This window comes from Halioxenophilus aromaticivorans (assembly GCF_042850945.1).
Classification (GTDB): domain Bacteria; phylum Pseudomonadota; class Gammaproteobacteria; order Pseudomonadales; family Cellvibrionaceae; genus Halioxenophilus; species Halioxenophilus aromaticivorans.
The window spans coordinates 3,563,479-3,580,503 of sequence record NZ_AP031496.1; the positions used below are offsets into that span (position 1 = coordinate 3,563,479).

The 17,025-nt window shown below is 51.1% G+C and carries 14 protein-coding genes; 7 read left to right on the forward strand and 7 right to left on the reverse strand.

From position 1 onward, the window contains the following. The first annotated feature begins 21 nt into the window (after nt 1–21). Nucleotides 22–1,074 carry a 2-oxoacid:ferredoxin oxidoreductase subunit beta gene (locus ACGHM3_RS15385; RefSeq protein WP_345423041.1) on the forward strand — a complete coding sequence of 351 codons (1,053 nt, stop codon included), beginning with the start codon at nt 22–24 and terminating at the stop codon, nt 1,072–1,074. Here ACGHM3_RS15385 and ACGHM3_RS15390 read toward each other — a convergent pair. The 7 genes from ACGHM3_RS15390 to ACGHM3_RS15420 all read right to left on the reverse strand — a co-directional run bounded on the left by ACGHM3_RS15390 (nt 1,071) and on the right by ACGHM3_RS15420 (nt 10,290). Next, the gene (locus ACGHM3_RS15390; protein ID WP_345423044.1) at nt 1,071–2,036 is read right to left on the reverse strand and encodes an EamA family transporter; all 966 of its coding nucleotides are present in this window, start codon (nt 2,034–2,036) and stop codon (nt 1,071–1,073) included. The two genes, ACGHM3_RS15385 and ACGHM3_RS15390, sit on opposite strands and share 4 nt — an antisense overlap. A gap of 209 nt (nt 2,037–2,245) precedes the next feature. Continuing rightward, the gene (locus tag ACGHM3_RS15395; RefSeq protein WP_345423047.1) at nt 2,246–3,043 is read right to left on the reverse strand and encodes a sterol desaturase family protein; all 798 of its coding nucleotides are present in this window, start codon (nt 3,041–3,043) and stop codon (nt 2,246–2,248) included. Further along, complete coding sequence (locus tag ACGHM3_RS15400) at nt 3,043–4,137, reverse strand: MarR family transcriptional regulator (RefSeq protein WP_345423049.1); 1,095 nt, start codon at nt 4,135–4,137, stop codon at nt 3,043–3,045. The genes ACGHM3_RS15395 and ACGHM3_RS15400 overlap by 1 nt, the downstream gene beginning before the upstream one ends. A 182-nt stretch (nt 4,138–4,319) precedes the next feature. Continuing rightward, nucleotides 4,320–5,612: an ammonium transporter gene (locus ACGHM3_RS15405; RefSeq protein WP_345423052.1), complete on the reverse strand. Its 1,293-nt coding sequence runs from the start codon at nt 5,610–5,612 to the stop codon at nt 4,320–4,322. Between the two features lie 1,905 nt (nt 5,613–7,517). Beyond that, a complete protein-coding gene (locus ACGHM3_RS15410) occupies nt 7,518–7,682 on the reverse strand; it encodes a hypothetical protein (RefSeq protein ID WP_345423055.1) in 165 nt (54 codons plus the stop codon). Nucleotides 7,683–7,707: 25 nt separating this feature from the next. Beyond that, a complete protein-coding gene (locus tag ACGHM3_RS15415) occupies nt 7,708–8,277 on the reverse strand; it encodes a tyrosine-type recombinase/integrase (protein WP_345423058.1) in 570 nt (189 codons plus the stop codon). 357 nt (nt 8,278–8,634) lie between these two features. Next, a complete protein-coding gene (locus tag ACGHM3_RS15420; RefSeq protein ID WP_345423061.1) occupies nt 8,635–10,290 on the reverse strand; it encodes a site-specific integrase in 1,656 nt (551 codons plus the stop codon). A 319-nt stretch (nt 10,291–10,609) separates the two neighbouring features. Between ACGHM3_RS15420 and ACGHM3_RS15425 the strand changes: the two genes are divergently transcribed. The 6 genes from ACGHM3_RS15425 (at nt 10,610) to ACGHM3_RS15450 (ending at nt 16,863) form a co-directional block, all read left to right on the forward strand. Further along, a complete protein-coding gene (locus ACGHM3_RS15425) occupies nt 10,610–11,344 on the forward strand; it encodes a DUF3500 domain-containing protein (protein WP_345423064.1) in 735 nt (244 codons plus the stop codon). Beyond that, nucleotides 11,341–11,850: a DUF3500 domain-containing protein gene (locus ACGHM3_RS15430; protein ID WP_345423067.1), complete on the forward strand. Its 510-nt coding sequence runs from the start codon at nt 11,341–11,343 to the stop codon at nt 11,848–11,850. The genes ACGHM3_RS15425 and ACGHM3_RS15430 overlap by 4 nt, the downstream gene beginning before the upstream one ends. 98 nt (nt 11,851–11,948) lie before the next feature. After that, the gene (locus ACGHM3_RS15435; protein WP_345423070.1) at nt 11,949–12,620 is read left to right on the forward strand and encodes a hypothetical protein; all 672 of its coding nucleotides are present in this window, start codon (nt 11,949–11,951) and stop codon (nt 12,618–12,620) included. A gap of 204 nt (nt 12,621–12,824) precedes the next feature. Beyond that, the gene (locus ACGHM3_RS15440; protein WP_345423073.1) at nt 12,825–13,901 is read left to right on the forward strand and encodes a hydrogenase small subunit; all 1,077 of its coding nucleotides are present in this window, start codon (nt 12,825–12,827) and stop codon (nt 13,899–13,901) included. Continuing rightward, the gene (locus tag ACGHM3_RS15445) at nt 13,901–15,700 is read left to right on the forward strand and encodes a nickel-dependent hydrogenase large subunit (protein ID WP_345423076.1); all 1,800 of its coding nucleotides are present in this window, start codon (nt 13,901–13,903) and stop codon (nt 15,698–15,700) included. The genes ACGHM3_RS15440 and ACGHM3_RS15445 overlap by 1 nt, the downstream gene beginning before the upstream one ends. 137 nt (nt 15,701–15,837) lie before the next feature. Beyond that, nucleotides 15,838–16,863: an IS630 family transposase gene (locus tag ACGHM3_RS15450; RefSeq protein WP_390517130.1), complete on the forward strand. Its 1,026-nt coding sequence runs from the start codon at nt 15,838–15,840 to the stop codon at nt 16,861–16,863. Nucleotides 16,864–17,025: the final 162 nt, after the last annotated feature.

Genomic DNA, 17,025 nt, shown 5'->3' on the forward strand with positions numbered 1-17,025 from the left:
CGCTGAATTCGGACATTTTACATGAGCTATTTAAAGCCGGATTTTCGGCACCCAGAGCTTCCCACTAATGACCTTGGGTACACCAAAAAGAATTACGAAGGGGCCATCTCCACGCTCTGCGCTGGCTGCGGTCACGATTCCATCAGTGCCGCCATCGTCCAAGCCATCTTTGAGATGTCCATTGAGCCCCATAAAATCGCCAAGCTATCCGGCATAGGTTGCTCCTCGAAGACCCCCACCTATTTTTTAGGCAATAGTCACGGCTTTAACTCTGTGCACGGGCGCATGCCGTCGGTTGCCACCGGAGCCAATATGGCCAACCGTGACTTGATTTACGTTGGCGTCTCCGGTGATGGCGACAGCGCCTCCATCGGTATGGGCCAATTTTCCCATGCCGTGCGGCGCAATTTAAACATGATGTACATCGTGATGAATAACGGCTGCTACGGCCTTACCAAAGGCCAGGACTCCGCCACCTCGGATGTCGGCTCCTACAGCAAAAAAGGCGAGCCCAACCCGTTTGAGGCCATCGATCTGGCCTCGGTGGCACTGCAGCTGGGGGCCACCTTTGTGGGTCGCAGCTTCTCTGGGGATAAAGCGCAAATGGTGCCTTTGATTAAGGCCGCTATTTCTCACCCGGGGTTTGCCTTTATCGATATCATTTCGCCCTGCGTCACCTTCAATAACAACCCTGGTTCGACCAAAGGCTACGAGCACGTACGCGATCACCTCGCCGCCACCGGCACCGTAGACTTCGTACCCATGCGGCAAGAAATCAGCACTGCCTACCCTGACCGCACCTCACAGGAAGTGACCCTGCATGACGGCTCGGTTATCCACCTAAGCAAAATGGACCAACAACTGGATGTGCGTAACCGCAATTCAGCACTCAACCGAATTGCTGCTTACAAAGCAGAGGGCAAAATATTAACTGGGTTACTTTATATGGACCCAGACTCATCAGATTTGCACGACAGCCTGGATACCACCAAAAAGCCCCTGCGAGAAATGGACGAACAAGAACTCTGCCCCGGCTCCAAAGTACTGAACAATATTAACGATAGCCTGCGCTAGTCCTGGCTGGCAGTCGCCTCGGCGATGGCCGTGGCGGGGCTGGGCAGCACGGTTTTTTTGGTCCGTTTTTTACCATTAAACACCACAAACACCAGGGCAGACATCAACAAGCACGAGCCCAACCATTGTAGCCAGGTGACCTGTTCACCCAAAAAGACAATTCCGCTGACTAGTCCTACCACCGGCACCCCCAAGGAGAAAGGCGCAACCTGGCTGGCTTGATATTTGGTGAGTAACAGCGTCCACAAACCGTAGGCCACGCCCGTGGAGAACAGGGCCAAATAAAGTACCGAGAGCCAAGCCAAGGGGCTGGCTTGCAGCCACTGCCAACGGGTTTCTGGGGCATCAAATGGAATCAGTACCATAAACACCACGGCGGAAACCAAACTGCTCCACGCCAATAGCGACAGCGGTGAATAGCTGGCGCCCGTTGATTGTACCTGTCGCACCACAATATTGGACGCAGCCCACATAGACGAGGCCGCCAAGGTTAGCAGTAAACCCGCCACGGTAACGTCCTGGGTGCCGGTAACGCCCAACACGCTGATGGCGAAACAGATCAATCCCAAGGCGGCCATGCCCATACCAATCATCAGCGCTTTGCTGAGCGTTTCTTTTAATATAACAAAGGCAATGATGGCGGTAAAAAAGATCTGGCACTGCATCAAAACCGAGGCTAATGAGGCCGTCATACCGAACTTTAACGCCACAAACAGTAAGCTAAACTGCCCTACTCCTTGGGTTGCGCCATACCAAACCAACCATTTGGTGGGTATTTGTGGCCGCGCAATAAAAAACACCGCTGGAAAAGCCACCAATAAAAAACGGGCGGCACCGAGCTGGTTGGGGGTAAATTCCCGTAATGCGATTTCACTAGGAACAAAGTTAAACCCCCAAATGATGACCACGGCCAAGAGGGCCAGGAAGTCTTTGGTGGTCATGGTGGCGGGCTGAGAAAACATAGCGGTGGGCCGTTTAAAAGCCAAGATTGTAGCAACCTGTGGCATCCAGTTATACCAACAAACTGGCCAAAACACGCTAATAATCTACCTTCAAAATACCAAACGAGATGAAATCCTCCTTGTTGGTTTGCCTAATTTTGTAACCAATGGGCAAAAAAAGCCCTAAACCAATTCGTTAGGGCTGCAAGGCTACTAGTTATCTGTTCGGCTTACTGCGCTGGCTTAGCCTTCGCTGGGCTCGCCTTTTTAGGCTTCTTCCAACCGTCGCCAGAGTCGTAGGTGCCAAACATCCAGTCATAGAGCAAAGAGATGGTGGCAAAATTTCCGGCGGTGAAGCGCGCATGGTGCACGTGGTGCATGTAAGACATGTATTTCAGGTACTTAAACGGGAAGCGTTCTTCCTCTTGTAAGTCGTGGTTATGCTGGTTGATCTCAGAAAAGGCAATCCAAGTAATGATGATGGTCACCACATGGAAATCCCCCATCATGGCGGCCAGGGCGGCAATGCTTAGTCCGTAAAGGGCCAAACCCATGCAGGTTTCTATGGGGTGCAAATACGCGGAGTCGCCTCGGCAAGGGTTGCGGCGCTGGTGATGCACCGAATGCACCCACATTAACGGCCCAGGGCCGAAGCCACCATCGTGGAATAAAAACCGATGGGTTAAGTAGTAGAAAAAATCGTAAAACATCAAAATGATGAATATATCCAACGGCATCTGCCACCAGGGCTGCGGTTGTGCAGTCATGCAAAATGGCAAGATAAAGGCAAATATTGCCAGCTGGGTAGCGATACCCCAGGAAGCCGAACGAATAATAATCGGCTTGTAGTAGCTGAGTTTTTTGCGCTCTTGGGCAGCCTCTTTATTTAACCGAGCTATGTCTTTACAGCCAGGCACTACTCGCTTCAACACTAACCCTATCAACTGAGGGATGGCCACCACGGCTACCAACGCCATCAGCGACAATTGCCACTGATAGTTTTCGGCGGAAAAAAATGAGGGTTCCATTAACTGCGTCCTCTTGTGATTGTTATTAAATGCTGACCCAGCGCGTTAGCCCCGGTCATTCCCAACTCATCTATCATCATCTGCGATAGCTGCTGAATTTTTTCTCGCAGCACATTGGCGCTGTCGTAATGCTTGGCCACAGCCAAATACATGTGCTCTAGGCCGGTTTCCAATGCATCGAATTCTCGTTCCGTCAGAAGAGCTCTAATATCGGCTTCGGTTTGGCTGACGTTCTCCTGGGAACGCTGCATAAGCAGCTCACCTTTAGCCGTGAGCACCAACAGAGTTTGGCGTTTATCGTTACTATCGGCTTGCCGCTCGATATAACCCTGGGCCTCTAACTCTTGCGCCGAAGCGGCCACAGCTTGCTTGGATATGCCCAACACCTGCGCGATAAACTGAATGTGTTTCGCCTCTCGGCTGATCATCCCCAGCACCGGGCCAAAGCTGTCTTTTAGCCCGGTAAAGCCCTGGTCGAGCACCGCTTGCTTGGCCCGCCCACGAATAAATTTATCCAACTTAGGTAAGAACAAATTCAACTGGGCTGGTTGGATATCGGCTTCACCCACAGCGGTTGATGGCAAACGCCGCAGTTGCGCCGTGGCCAGGTTTAATTGTTCGCAAACTCGCTCAAGCGCCCGGTTTAAAGCCTGCATGGCGTCACTACCCAACTGTTTATGGAGGCCGTTGTAGATTTCCAGAGTTATCGCGATGCCCTGCCGTATTAAATGCAGGCCCTTCTCGCTGGGTGAGATGAAGCTAGAGCGACTGTCTTTCGGATTCTTACGCTTTTCAATCAGCCCCTGGTCCTGTAATTCACGAATAACCTTACTGCACGCCTGCTTGCTCACAGACAGCACCGCCGCTAACTCACCTGGGGAGCAATCCCGCTGCGCCAACAGGGCCATATAGCCCACGTATTCCAAGCTGAGCTTCGAGTAGTCGGCTGATTGCTGTAACCGGGCTAGGGTCTCGCGTTCGAAGTAATGGCTGATCACCATTAAATTGGTGGCAAACCCCTGGGCCAGATTGCCGGGGACGATGCCCAGAACCGGGGTTACATTAGCGCTGCTTTGATCATTGTTGTTAGCCATAGGACAATAGTAAACCATGATTGTCTTTTTCGACAACACATAATTACCAAATCGCATTGCCGGCATAAATACGCGACCAAAGGCGCCAATTGAATAGCTCTACTAGGAAATGATAATTAGGCGGTAGCGAGAATTGAGAGGGGAAAGCCCCTGCCAAGTCGGCAGGGGTGCAACGCCATGGCCTAGAGGTCGTAGCCGCGTTCGTTATGAGAAACCGTGTCCAAACCTTCGGTTTCCTCGTCTTCAGACACACGCAAACCAGTGATAGCGTCCAATAATTTCAACAGAATAAAGGTCACCACAGCGGTGTAAACGCCGGTTGCCAGAATACCAATGACCTGCACAGTAACCTGGCCACCGATGGTCACGCCCTCGGCCAAGCCTTGGCCACTGAAGATCCCCAGCGCATCGCTGGCAAAAATACCGGCCAAAAATGTACCCAAAATACCGCCCACACCGTGCACTGGGAACACATCTAAAGAGTCATCGATTTTGAGCTTCTGCTTGATCCACAAGGTAGCAAAGAAACACACCACGCCAGCGCTGATGCCAATCACCATAGCGCCCGCCGGCCCAACAAAGCCCGAAGCAGGCGTAATGGTACCTAGGCCTGCAACCATACCAGTCACTGCGCCCAGTGCGCTGGGCTTACCGTATTTGAGCCACTCGATGGTCAACCAGGTAAATGCACCGGCAGCCGCCGATAAATGGGTCACCAGCATGGCCATGGCAGCGTCACCATTGGCGGCCAGAGCACTACCGCCATTGAAGCCAAACCAACCTACCCAAAGCATGCCTGCCCCGGTAATGGTCATGGTCATATTGTGCGGCGGCATGGCAACTTCGCCGTAACCATTTCGGTTGCCCAACACCAACGCGGCAACTAAGGCGGCTACACCGGCGGTAATGTGCACCACGGTACCACCGGCGAAGTCCAGCAGGCCCATTTCGCCAAGCCAGCCGCCACCCCATACCCAATGGGTCACAGGCGCGTATACCACCAGCAGCCAAACAGCCGAAAACAACACCACCGCGGAAAATTTCATGCGCTCGGCAAAGCCACCCACGATCAACGCAGGCGTAATAATGGCGAAGGTCATTTGAAACAGAACAAACAGGGACTCGGGAATATCGCCACTGAGGGTTTCTTCCGCAACACCGGCCAAAAAGGCTTTGCTCAGGCCGCCCATTAGGCTGGTGCCTTCGCTAAAGGCAATGCTGTAACCCACAGCAAACCAAAGAATGGAAGCAACACAGGCGATGGTAAAACACTGCATTAATACGCTTAGAACATTTTTAGAGCGAACCAAGCCGCCGTAAAACAGAGCCAGGCCAGGCAAAGTCATAAACAGTACTAGCGCAGTGGACGTAAGAATCCAACCAGTATTTGCACCGTCTAGTGAATCGGCAAATCCGAGCGAGGGAAAACAAAGCAAGAGTGATAGCGCCAAACAGCGCCGAAGAAGTAGAAGCATGCAAATAATCCTATTGAGGTAGGTAAGTTGAATCTAATTATTAGTAGGTACTTAAGCTGGCTTACCGGTACTTTATAAATCGTTAATATTGAGCAACTCCAGCGACCGCGGCCATTATAGGTATGCCCATACTATCGAGGGAAGAGGAAATTAACGAAGGAATGCGGCCTGTAGGTGAGGTGGATTATTGGGTTTGTACCAGCGGATTGTACCTGCAGGACTTACTAAGGGATAGACCGCATACACCTAAGGTTTATTAACCGTCTACTTAAGGTCTCACTACAGTTGATCGAAGCAAGGGAGAAGCTTGTCTTCGACTGAAGCTAGACCCTCTAAAAAGGAATTAACCAACACTTACTTTTAAATAACCATCAATCAAAGGGAGGTCTTCTACTAATAGAGTTCTTACTATTGGTCTTCATACGAAGTATGTTTCTTCAATAGAGTTATACTATTAGAAATAGACTAAAGTTATATCCAATTACATTGGTTTTTACTCTAATAATGAATTGAATGAATGGTATTGATTGTTAGAAGTTATGTGTTACCCTAAAACACCTTAAGTAATCTATAGGTTAGACTCTAGGTAAACCTTAAGACACTAAAGAATTCTATTATAAGAGTTAACTAAAAGACTGTTTCTCTTTGGGAGTGCAGAGGGCCTTTCTCTTTATTCGGCCCAACTAATTCACACCCATTTCCAGCCTCAGATCGCCTTTAAGGGCAAACCTAAGTCCTGCCAATACCCCTATACGCTCCTAAGAAGCCCTCTAAGGCCCCTCAAAGCCCAAAGTAAGGCCAACGTACCGGGTCACCCCCAAGAAGCCATCAGAGAGCCTTACAGAGCCTTGCAGGATTTAACCACCTCAGACCTGAATCTACATATAGATGAAGGAAGACTCTGGAGGTCATCTGTGGGTGTCACTAAGGCCGCATCAGGCTCACTAAGGGTGATTCTGCGGTGATGACCTCCGAAACACTGCGGTCTGCTCTTTCGGATAAACGGTAGAGGGTATCTGCGGGTGAATTGAGGCCGGTAATAGGGAAAACTTATAGCCAGCAAGAAAGAACTAAAGGCCTTACTCCGTTAGTGCAGAGGTGTTCCGCTCAATGATGCCCCTGGGTGACACTACAGTTGATCGAGGCAAAGGAGAAGCTTGTCTTCGACTGAAGTTAGACCCTTCCAATCTCTGGTCAATAATCACTCAGGCCACTAAAGAATCTACCGGAAAGTCACTGGAAAAACGCGATTTACACCCTTCCAGACGGCAAAATAAATCCTTTAAAATCAGTGACTTAAAGAAATTCCAGATTTCCAACACCTAGTACATAAATGGAATTTGGAAAAAGTACAAATGAATGAGAGGGCTACGCCCCCTCGAATGACCATCCTCAGGTGTAAACACGGAGTCACGCCAGAGGTCATCAGCGGCTTGTTTGAGGTGCGGAAGAGGCTTGCCCTCGACGTGCCGAGTAGCTCTCAAGAAACCAGTCACCACCTATCCTCAATCAATAGCCATGAATCGACACATGAAGCCTCTCAGGAAGACTTAAGGCCTAACCCATACCAACCCTAGGCTACACTCTAAATCGTCTCACAGGACACTATAGAGCCTCCTGAGTGATCCATATGAAAAACTGGGGGTAATATCAGGTGAAACTTGGGTGAAACTGCGGTCACTATTTGACCAATTGAAGGATCTATCCTAGGATTCCCTAAGGATTCGGCATGTCCCTCCTACAGCTCCCGGCATTGAGGAAACACCGGTAACCCTAGAGGTTAACTGGGGGTGATGACTGTTGCGTGCTATCGATGTCCTGAATGATGAAACTATAGGCCAACCCGAGTCACGCGGAAGAATCGTTCGTTCTCCTGGGGGTGAGAATTAAGGCCATCCCGTGGGATTACTTAACCACCTCATAGGATTCTTGCATGGCTTCTAACTCTGCCTTGGTGTCGTAAGCCTCAGCCACTACTGCTAAGTATTCCTTGACCAGTTGCTCCTTGCTCATGTCCTGGGCGGTAATCTCCAGTGCTGCAATCAGTTCCCGCGTATCTACATTAGTCATTGCTGTGTTCCTTTCTGTTGGTTGGTTAAATCACGAAATCTTCATAGGTGGCCAACACCTCGGCCTGGGTTATTCCCAAGTAAGTCATGGTCACTGCCGGTGAGCTGTGGTTCAGAATCTTACTGATCATCTCCAAGCTAACTCCAGCCTTGTAGAGCAACCACCCTCGTGTCTTGCGCATGCTATGAGTGCCTAGCTTAACGTCCACGGAGGGCATCTCGCCGACCTCCTTAAACGCCTTCGCTACAGTAACCCTATTGATCGGCTTAGGTGGCATTGAGCGGGTTCTATTGCTGTGGGCTTGGAAGAGGTACACGTCCGTTGGCTGGTTAGCCCTCCGTCTGTTCACAGTCTCCAGGGCCTTGCTGTTAAGCCTCACTATCCGGCGCTTACGTGTCTTACCTTCAACGAACTCGTAGCTCGCCTTGGCAAGGTCAAGCTGGTCAAACTCAATGGCCAGTAGGTCTGATATGCGTAGGGCAGTCTGTAACCCAAAGACCCACAAGTCTCCATACAGGTCACCGTAGTGTTTACGGAACAGTGCTTCCACAATGGCTGCTCCCTCCTGGGTCTTTACCGCCTCAACCTCAACCATATCTCTAACCTACCAACCTAGCCTAAAACCTTATGATGTGTAGCATAGTAGACACTCAAAGGCCTGAGGTCCAGCTATTACTGGCCTCGCTAGGCTACAGTATTGAAGTGTGTAGCATAGAAGTGACTCGTGAGGCTTCCTGGTTTACCAACCGCCAACAAACCATCAATCACCACCCCCCAAAGCAATGGAGGTCTGTCCAGAGAAAAGAACTGCCGGTTTTCCTACGGGATTGGCTGTAGGTACTGGCGGTCTAGTTCTCCAGGTTCTGAAGGCGGGGTACCCCCTTAGCTGTGAGAGAGAAAAGGAAAATCTCCTACAGCAACGCACAAAATTTTTCATTATTTCCTGAGGGGGTCAGAGCTTATCGAAGTGTCTCCAGCCGCCTTTAAGATGACCCAAGTCCAGCTCACCGAATTCCACCTTACTGACCACCTCACTGAATAACTTACCGACCCTAAGCCCTGCGTCATAACTATCCGTAGAACCCATCTGTGTCCTCTCATGCCCCACTACCAACTGCACACGCTCTAACGGCAGGCTATTCTCACTGAGGGCGAAGGTCTGGAACGTATGCCTGAAGCTGTAGAGTCTCTTACGGTGATTCGCGTAGAACTCTGGCAGGTGAGTCTTAAGGTAACTGCGGTTAAACCACATACTGGCCTTGTGAGCTGGAGGTGTCTTCCCTCCGGTGAACCCTGCCATTAGCCTGTCCTGGCCTCTGCGTGTCGCCTCTTCGGTGAACTCTAGGAACCCAAGGTCTAACAGCGTAGGATGCAAGGGAATGGCTCTAACCGCTCTCTTGTTCTTGAGGGTAAACTCCCTGGGGAGGTCGATCACCATTACACCGTCAATCTCCTTCACATCACTTGGTCTCACCTGCACCAGTTCTCCAGGTCTCATCCCGGTATGTAGTAAGATCAAAGGTAACCACCAATGGCTCCGTGTAACGTTACTGAGTCCTGTATACAGAGGGCTACTGAATAGAGCGGTCAACTCCTCTACACTGTATGCCTCATAGTTCTCCTTATCGGACTTGCAGGTAACTCTCTGGAAGGGATTCTTTGAGACCAACTCCGTATCCACTAGCCAGCTGAAGAACGTCCCTAGGCTCACCAACCGCTGACTTACGGTCTGCGCCCTGACGAAATCTTCCTCCGGGATATCCAGGTCTAGCTTCTCCTCACAGGTCTTACCGCGGTACTCTCCAAGATTGCCCTTAGGCATCTTCAGCATTCGGTCACGGGCCTCACAGGCCTTCATAAAGTCGATCTGGTTTACCGGCAGGTCGCCAACCACATGGATTAGCTGGTCAGCCGCTGTCCGGTACTGCTTCGCTGTGCTGCTGTTGATCCTCTGTCCACTCACACGGCCTGCAATGAACTGTTCAATCATCTCACTAATTACTGGTGCCGGTGCCACCTCCGAGGCCGCTGCAGGAACCACCGCAGACACTGTAGGTTCATCCCGAATGACTTCCCCGGCCAAGAGGCGGTTACTGACCTCCAGGGCCTCCAGCATCCCTTCGGTGAGTTCCCTGCAGGCCCTCCTGAACAGGTAGCCATCACCATCGCCAGTACCTAGTCCAAGGCCTCTAAAGATTCTCTCAACCTGCCCGTGGACAAGACTATAGTCTGCCCTTGCAAGAGCCTCTGTGTAGTCGCTGGTGAGATTCTCATAAGCTCGCACGGTTGACCTATGGCATGACTCCGTAAGCGGCTCACGGCGCTCTGTGTGGTCTGCTATGGTCAGCTCCCTGGCTTCCCTGATCTCTTCCCTGATTGCCTCGCTGATCTGCTCGTATGTGGCGGTCATACCTTCCCTTCCGTGTCTGCTCAATAGTCTGCTCACTTGATAGTAGCAGGCCTTCGCCAGTCTCACCGCCACGGTCTTGAGGTGAGTCCCAAGACTAAACCGTAATTCCCTACGGCCCACTACAGCCCTGAGTGGCTCTGGAATGGTGAACCTGAAGAAATAACCGCTAGGCCTGAGGATAATGTGGTTAGCTGCCATGGCTTGGACCTTGGAGTTGGACCTCAGGCCCGCTAGATCACTCCCAAATCCCTCCAGGTGCCGCTGCAGTGGGCCTTAGAGCCTACTTACAGGTACGCCCATACTATCTATCAACGCACAAAAATGGTGCCCGCTGTTATAAGCAGGTTATGGATTGTCACAATAGTCTGGATCTATTGAGCCCTGCCCCCCCCGTGACCTAACCCTCAATATTCGCATTTGCGGAATTCTTGCGCTTTTTCTCCCCATTTCTTCCTCAATTTGTGGGCACTCTGCCTGCCTATAAACGGCTTTTCTCAATCACATTGCAGAGGTAACTGTGAGCACAAACACGTTATTCCACATCAAATCGGCCCTGGCCGCCTTCACATTGATATTGATTACTGCCCTGGCCGGCTGTGGCGGCAGCGGTGGTAGTAGCAGTAGCGATGACAGCAGCACAGATACCAGTACCGAAACTAGCACGGGGACCGACACAGGCAGCGACACCGGCAGCGATACCGACAATTCTTCCGGCGGCTCAAGCGACACCAGCACCGGTGACTTCGACGTATTTACCGCCAGCGTCGACATAGCCGATTGCCAATTGGACAGTGACGTCGCCACCATCGCCTGCGCCGCCAATGCCTGGCTCGACACGCTCAGCACCGATGAACTGGCAACAGCTCAACTAGAGTGGTCTGACTCCGAGGCGCGCACCCGCTGGTCCAACCTTCCGGTGGGCAACGTGGCTCGCAATGGCTTAAGGCTGGATGCCATGGATGATGAATCCAAAGAGGCCGCCTTAGTGGTGGCCAAAGCCGTGCTAAGCGATGCCGGGTATGAAGATATGATCGCGGGCTTTGCCGCAGACGAGTATTTACAGACATTGGGCGGCAATGGTTACGACAAGGAGTACTACTACTTCGCCATTTTTGGCTACCCAGACTCAGCCAGTGACTGGATGCTACAAATTGGTGGCCACCACATGGCCTACAACATCACCTTTGTCAGTGGCGATGGCTATCCCGTACCCCATCACCTGGGCGCAGAACCGAAGTCACCTTTACCGTGAATTCCAACGATTACAGCGAGCTGGAAGACGAAGCGGCCACGTTTATCGCAATGTACGATGGCTTGACCGACTCGGAGTTGGAATACGCCTACCTAAGTAGTGAGAGTTTCTCCGATGTATTAATGGGGCCAGACAACGGCAGCGGCGAATTACCCGACGACTACCCTACCGATCACGGTGGTATATTGGTGTCCGATTTAACCGCCGAGCAACAAGCGTTAGTCACCGCGGCCATAGCCAGCTACGTGGCCGATTACGCCAGCGATATTGCTGACCCACTATTGGAGGCCTACACCTCCGCCGAGGCTTACGCGCAAACCTACGTGGCCTGGGCCGGCTCGCAATCCGCCGGCGTGGACATCGACACCAACGGCACTTACATGCGCATCGATGGCCCACGGGTTTGGATTGAGATTATCTGCCAGGGCGGCATCGTTATTCGCAACGAAACCCACTATCACACCATTTTCCGCGATAAAACCATGGATTATGGCAACACACTCTAGGTGCTTATTTAAGTAATCCTTACCAGGGCCCTGTGGTATTCTGCTCGGCCCTTTTATAGCGTTTTTTGAATACCTTTTACTAAACTACTTACAACCCAATGTTTCGTTTATTCAACAGCCTGCAAAATATTCGGCATCAGCCATTACAACTCCAACTACTACTGCTTTTGTGTTTTTGTTGTGGATTATTCACAACCGCAACAGTATCCGCCCACCCCGCTGCCAACAGTGCGCTGTTGATTAATGTCTCTCCCCAGGAGATATTTATTGAGCTGGACATTCCCGTAGGCCAGCTATACGGCGTAGCACCTGCGATTTTTCCGCAGGCCAAAACGGCCAACGATATGGACGAGGCTATGCGTATTTTTTCTCAGATTGACCGGCAAAAAGCCGTGCAATATTTAGCAACGCACACGGCCATCACTACTGAGCAACAAAAAACTCATTTAGACTGGCAAGGGCACGTAACCGCTATTTCTGTGCACAATGATGGCCACGATGTCTTTTTAAAAGCGCATATCGCCTTTGTGTTACAGCAAGGGTCAGCGGTGGCTGCGAAATCGGTAACACGGCTGCACTATGACGGCGTTGTTCATCGCGTAAAAAATCACCGCGTTAGCGTTGATCAAAGTATTACCCACACTGGTTCAAAACCGACAAAAACGAAGCGCATTGCCGTTATCAGAAATAATCGCACGGCAATAAAATTAACCATGCCTGCCGACCTAAGCGCATTACAACGGCAAGCTGCCAACCAAATAACGCGCTGATTACTAAGTTTCCACCCCCCAGCGGTGCTAGCAACACCGCTTCCACTCCACTGCACCCCCCACCCCTAAAAATGCCAGGTAACACACTGAAAAGTAATACTTTTTTATATTAGGCATAAGTTTTGCGCTAAGGCGAATCGGACCACTGCTAAATAATAAATAATTTACGGTATAGCCTGCCGATTGTCTCGGAGACGCGAAACAATGATCGAAACTTTCTACGATGTCATGCGACGCCAGGGAATATCCCGTCGCAGCTTTGTTAAATTTTGCAGTTTGACTGCATCAGCCCTTGGGCTCGGCCCCGCCGTTGTACCCCAAATTGTTCACGCCATGGAAACCAAGCCGCGGCTGCCAGTGCTTTGGCTGCATGGCCTTGAGTGCACCTGTTGTTCTGAGTCGTTTATTCGCTCGGCGCACCCACTGGCGAAAGACGTAATTTTGTCCATGATCTCGCTGGATTACGACGACACCATCATGGCTGCTGCGGGCCACCAAGCCGAAGCCATCATTGACGAAACCATTCAAAAATACGACGGCAATTATATTTTAGCCGTTGAAGGCAACCCGCCGCTGAACCAAGAAGGTATGTCATGCATTATTGGTGGCAAACCTTTTTCCGAACAATTGCTGCACGCGGCCAAGCACAGTAAAGCGATTATTTCCTGGGGCTCCTGCGCCTCCTGGGGCTGCGTGCAAGCTGCCCGCCCCAACCCAACCCACGCCGTGCCTATTCATAAGATGCCCGGCATCCCGAACAAACCCATTATTAAAGTACCCGGCTGCCCGCCCATTGCCGAGGTAATGACCGCGGTAATCACCTACATGATTACCTTCGAACAGATTCCTGCACTGGACCGCCAAGGCCGGCCAAAAATGTTCTACAGCCAGCGCGTACACGACAAATGCTACCGCCGCCCGCACTTTGATGCCGGCCAGTTCGTTGAAAAATTCGATGACGAAGGTGCGCGTCGTGGTTACTGCCTTTACAAAGTGGGCTGTAAAGGGCCTACCAGTTACAACGCATGCTCCACCATTCGCTGGAATGGCGGCCTTTCGTTCCCCATCCAGGCCGGCCACCCATGCATCGGTTGTTCGGAAGACGGTTTCTGGGACAAGGGCTCTTTCTATCAACACACCACAGAAACACACGCATTTGGCGTAGAAGCCAATGCCGATAAAGTCGGTTTAGCGGCAGCCGGTATTGTGGGTGGCGCCATTGCCACACACGCCGCAGTGAGCGCATTAAAGAGCGCCCAGAAAAAAGGAGGTGACCAATAATGAGTAAATTTACCACCCCAACCGGCTTTACCATGGACGACTCTGGCCAACGCGTCGTTGTCGACCCGGTTACTCGCATTGAAGGCCACATGCGCTGCGAAGTTAACGTCGATGACAATAATATTATCCGCAATGCCGTTTCCACCGGCACCATGTGGCGCGGTTTAGAGGTTATTTTAAAAGGCCGCGACCCGCGCGACGCCTGGGCCTTTGTGCAACGCATTTGTGGCGTATGTACCGGTACCCACGCCTTAACATCGGTGCGATCGGTGGAAGATGCGCTGGGCATTATGATCCCAGAAAACGCCAATTCCATTCGCAACATCATGCAGCTAGCACTGCAGGTTCACGATCACTTGGTACACTTTTATCACCTGCACGCATTGGATTGGGTTAACCCGGTTAACGCGCTAAAAGCCGACCCACGGGCAACCTCGGAGCTGCAAAAACAGTTTGCGCCCCACCACCCCAAATCTTCTCCGGGTTATTTCCGCGATATTCAAAACCGCCTGAAAAAATTCGTGGAAAGCGGCCAACTAGGGCCATTTAAAAATGGCTACTGGACCAACCCCGCCTACATTCTGCCGCCGGAGGCAGATCTAATGGCGGTAACCCATTACTTGGAAGCATTGGATTTCCAAAAAGAAATCATGAAAGTGCGCACCATTTTTGGTGGTAAAGATCCTCACCCCAACTGGATGGTGGGCGGCGTACCCTGCGCCATTAACATCAATGACGACATGGCCGCAGGCGCACCATTAAATATGGTTACGCTAAACCAAATCTCCTACATCATTGATCAGACCCGCGACTTTGTTAAAAATGTTTATATCCCAGACATCATCGCCATTGGTTCTATTTACAAAGGCTGGCTCTACGGTGGTGGCCTATCCGGCTTAAACGTGCTGGCCTACGGCGATATTCCAGACCGCGCCAACGACATGTCTCCCAGTAACCTGATGATGCCTCACGGAGCCATTGTTAACGGCAAGTTGGAAGAAGTGCACCCCGTCGACCTGCGCGACCCCAACGAAATTCAGGAGTTTGTCCCGCACTCGTGGTACGAATACCCCGATGAAGCCAAAGGCCTGCACCCTTGGGAAGGCATTACCGCACCGAAATACGAGTTGGGCCCAAATACCATAGGTACCCGCACCAACATTCAACAACTAGACGAAAGCGCAAAATACTCTTGGATTAAAGCCCCCCGCTGGAAAGGCCACGCCATGGAAGTGGGCCCACTGGCGCGCTACGTGGTGGGCTATGCCCAGGGCCACGAACAAATCAAAGCCCAAGTGGACTCTACCCTGCGCGCTCTCGATGTGCCGTTTGAAGCCCTGTTCTCAACCCTGGGCCGCACCGCAGCCCGGGCGCTGGAGTCCGATTGGGCCGCAGACCACATGCGCTACTTTATGGACAAACTCATGCTCACCATTAAAAACGGTGACATCAACACCGCCAATGTTGATAAATGGGAGCCTTCCACCTGGCCCAAAGAAGTTAAAGGCGTTGGTTTCGCCGAGGCTCCACGCGGTGCCCTGGGCCACTGGCTGCAAATTAAAGACACCAAAATCGACAACTACCAATGCATTGTACCCACTACTTGGAACGGCTCTCCGCGAGACAGCAAGGGTGGTATCGGTGCCTTTGAAGCCTCACTGATGAACACCAAAGTTGAGCGCAAAGAAGAGCCGGTAGAAATTCTAAGAACCTTACACAGCTTCGACCCCTGCTTGGCGTGCTCTACCCACGTAATGAGTGAAGACGGCGAAGAACTTGCCAACGTTAAAGTACGATAAGGGGCAACCATGAGAAATCAATTATCACTATTAACCTTACTTGCCGTTGCCAGCGGTGCGGCACAAGCCCACGAAGGCGCCCACGCCCCTGGCCTATTATTAACCCGGTGAGTGTATATATCTGATATAATGCTCGGATGAACAGTAAACCAGACACTCGCACTCTATCATTCGACGCAATAGAAGAAAAACGACGTACGGCGCAAAAGTTGCGCAAGACAGGAATGACTCGAGCAGAAATTTCTGAAATCGTTGGAGCTCACCCCGATACCGTTGGGAGGTGGCTGAAAATTCCTCCCAACAAATTAAAAATCAATAAGCGCGGACCTAAAAAAGGCGAAGGAACACTTCTGTCCAAGGAGCAGAGCGACAGAATTAAAAGCCTGATAACAAATAGGACGCCAGATCAACTGCGGTTGGACTATGCATTGTGGACTCGCCAATCAGTACAGCAGCTAATTCTTCAAGAGTATGGAGTTGAGCTAGCGGTAAGAACGGTTGGCGATTACTTGAAACGCTGGGGAATGACGCCACAAAAGCCTCAGAAGCGCGCTTATGAGCAACGAGCACCAGAAGTAAAGAAGTGGCTTAAAGAAGAATATCCAGACATCAAAGCGCGCGCGAAGTCTGAAAATGCCGAGATATATTGGGGTGACGAAACAGGCTTGCGTAACAATTGCCAGCACGAACGAGGTTACGCCCCGAAGGGAAAGACGCCGGTAATCAAGCTAAACGCAAATTCTGAGTCGATCAACATGATATCTGCAGTCACGAATCAGGGCAAAGTTCGGTTTCGGTTTTTCGAAGGAACCATGAACGGCGACATACTTATCGATTTTATGATGCGCTTAGTTAATTCAGCTGACCGCAAGGTATTTTTAATTTTGGATAACTTACGAGTGCATCATTGCAAGCCGGTCAAAGAATGGCTAGAGGATCACAAAGAGATGATTGAGGTGTTTTATCTACCTGCGTATTCTCCAGAGCTTAATCCTGACGAGTATTTAAACTGTGATCTAAAGAAAGGTGTTCACAGTGGTAAGCCGGCTAGAAATAAAAAGCAATTAAAGTCTAAGGCACAATCTCACATGGCGATGCTGCAAAGAAAGCCAAGTCGGGTCAGGAAATATTTTAACAATGAATATATCAGCTATGCCGCCTAGCAGACGTATATTTCCACCGGGTTAATAGCCAACCTGTGGCACCTGCTGAGTGAGCCAAGCCACTGGTTGCTACTGGCCGTTATGGTAGCGGTAGGCAGCCTCGGCGTGTCGCATTTTCTGGGCCGTTTTAAAAACGGTAAAACCAAAGAGAACCGCCAATAA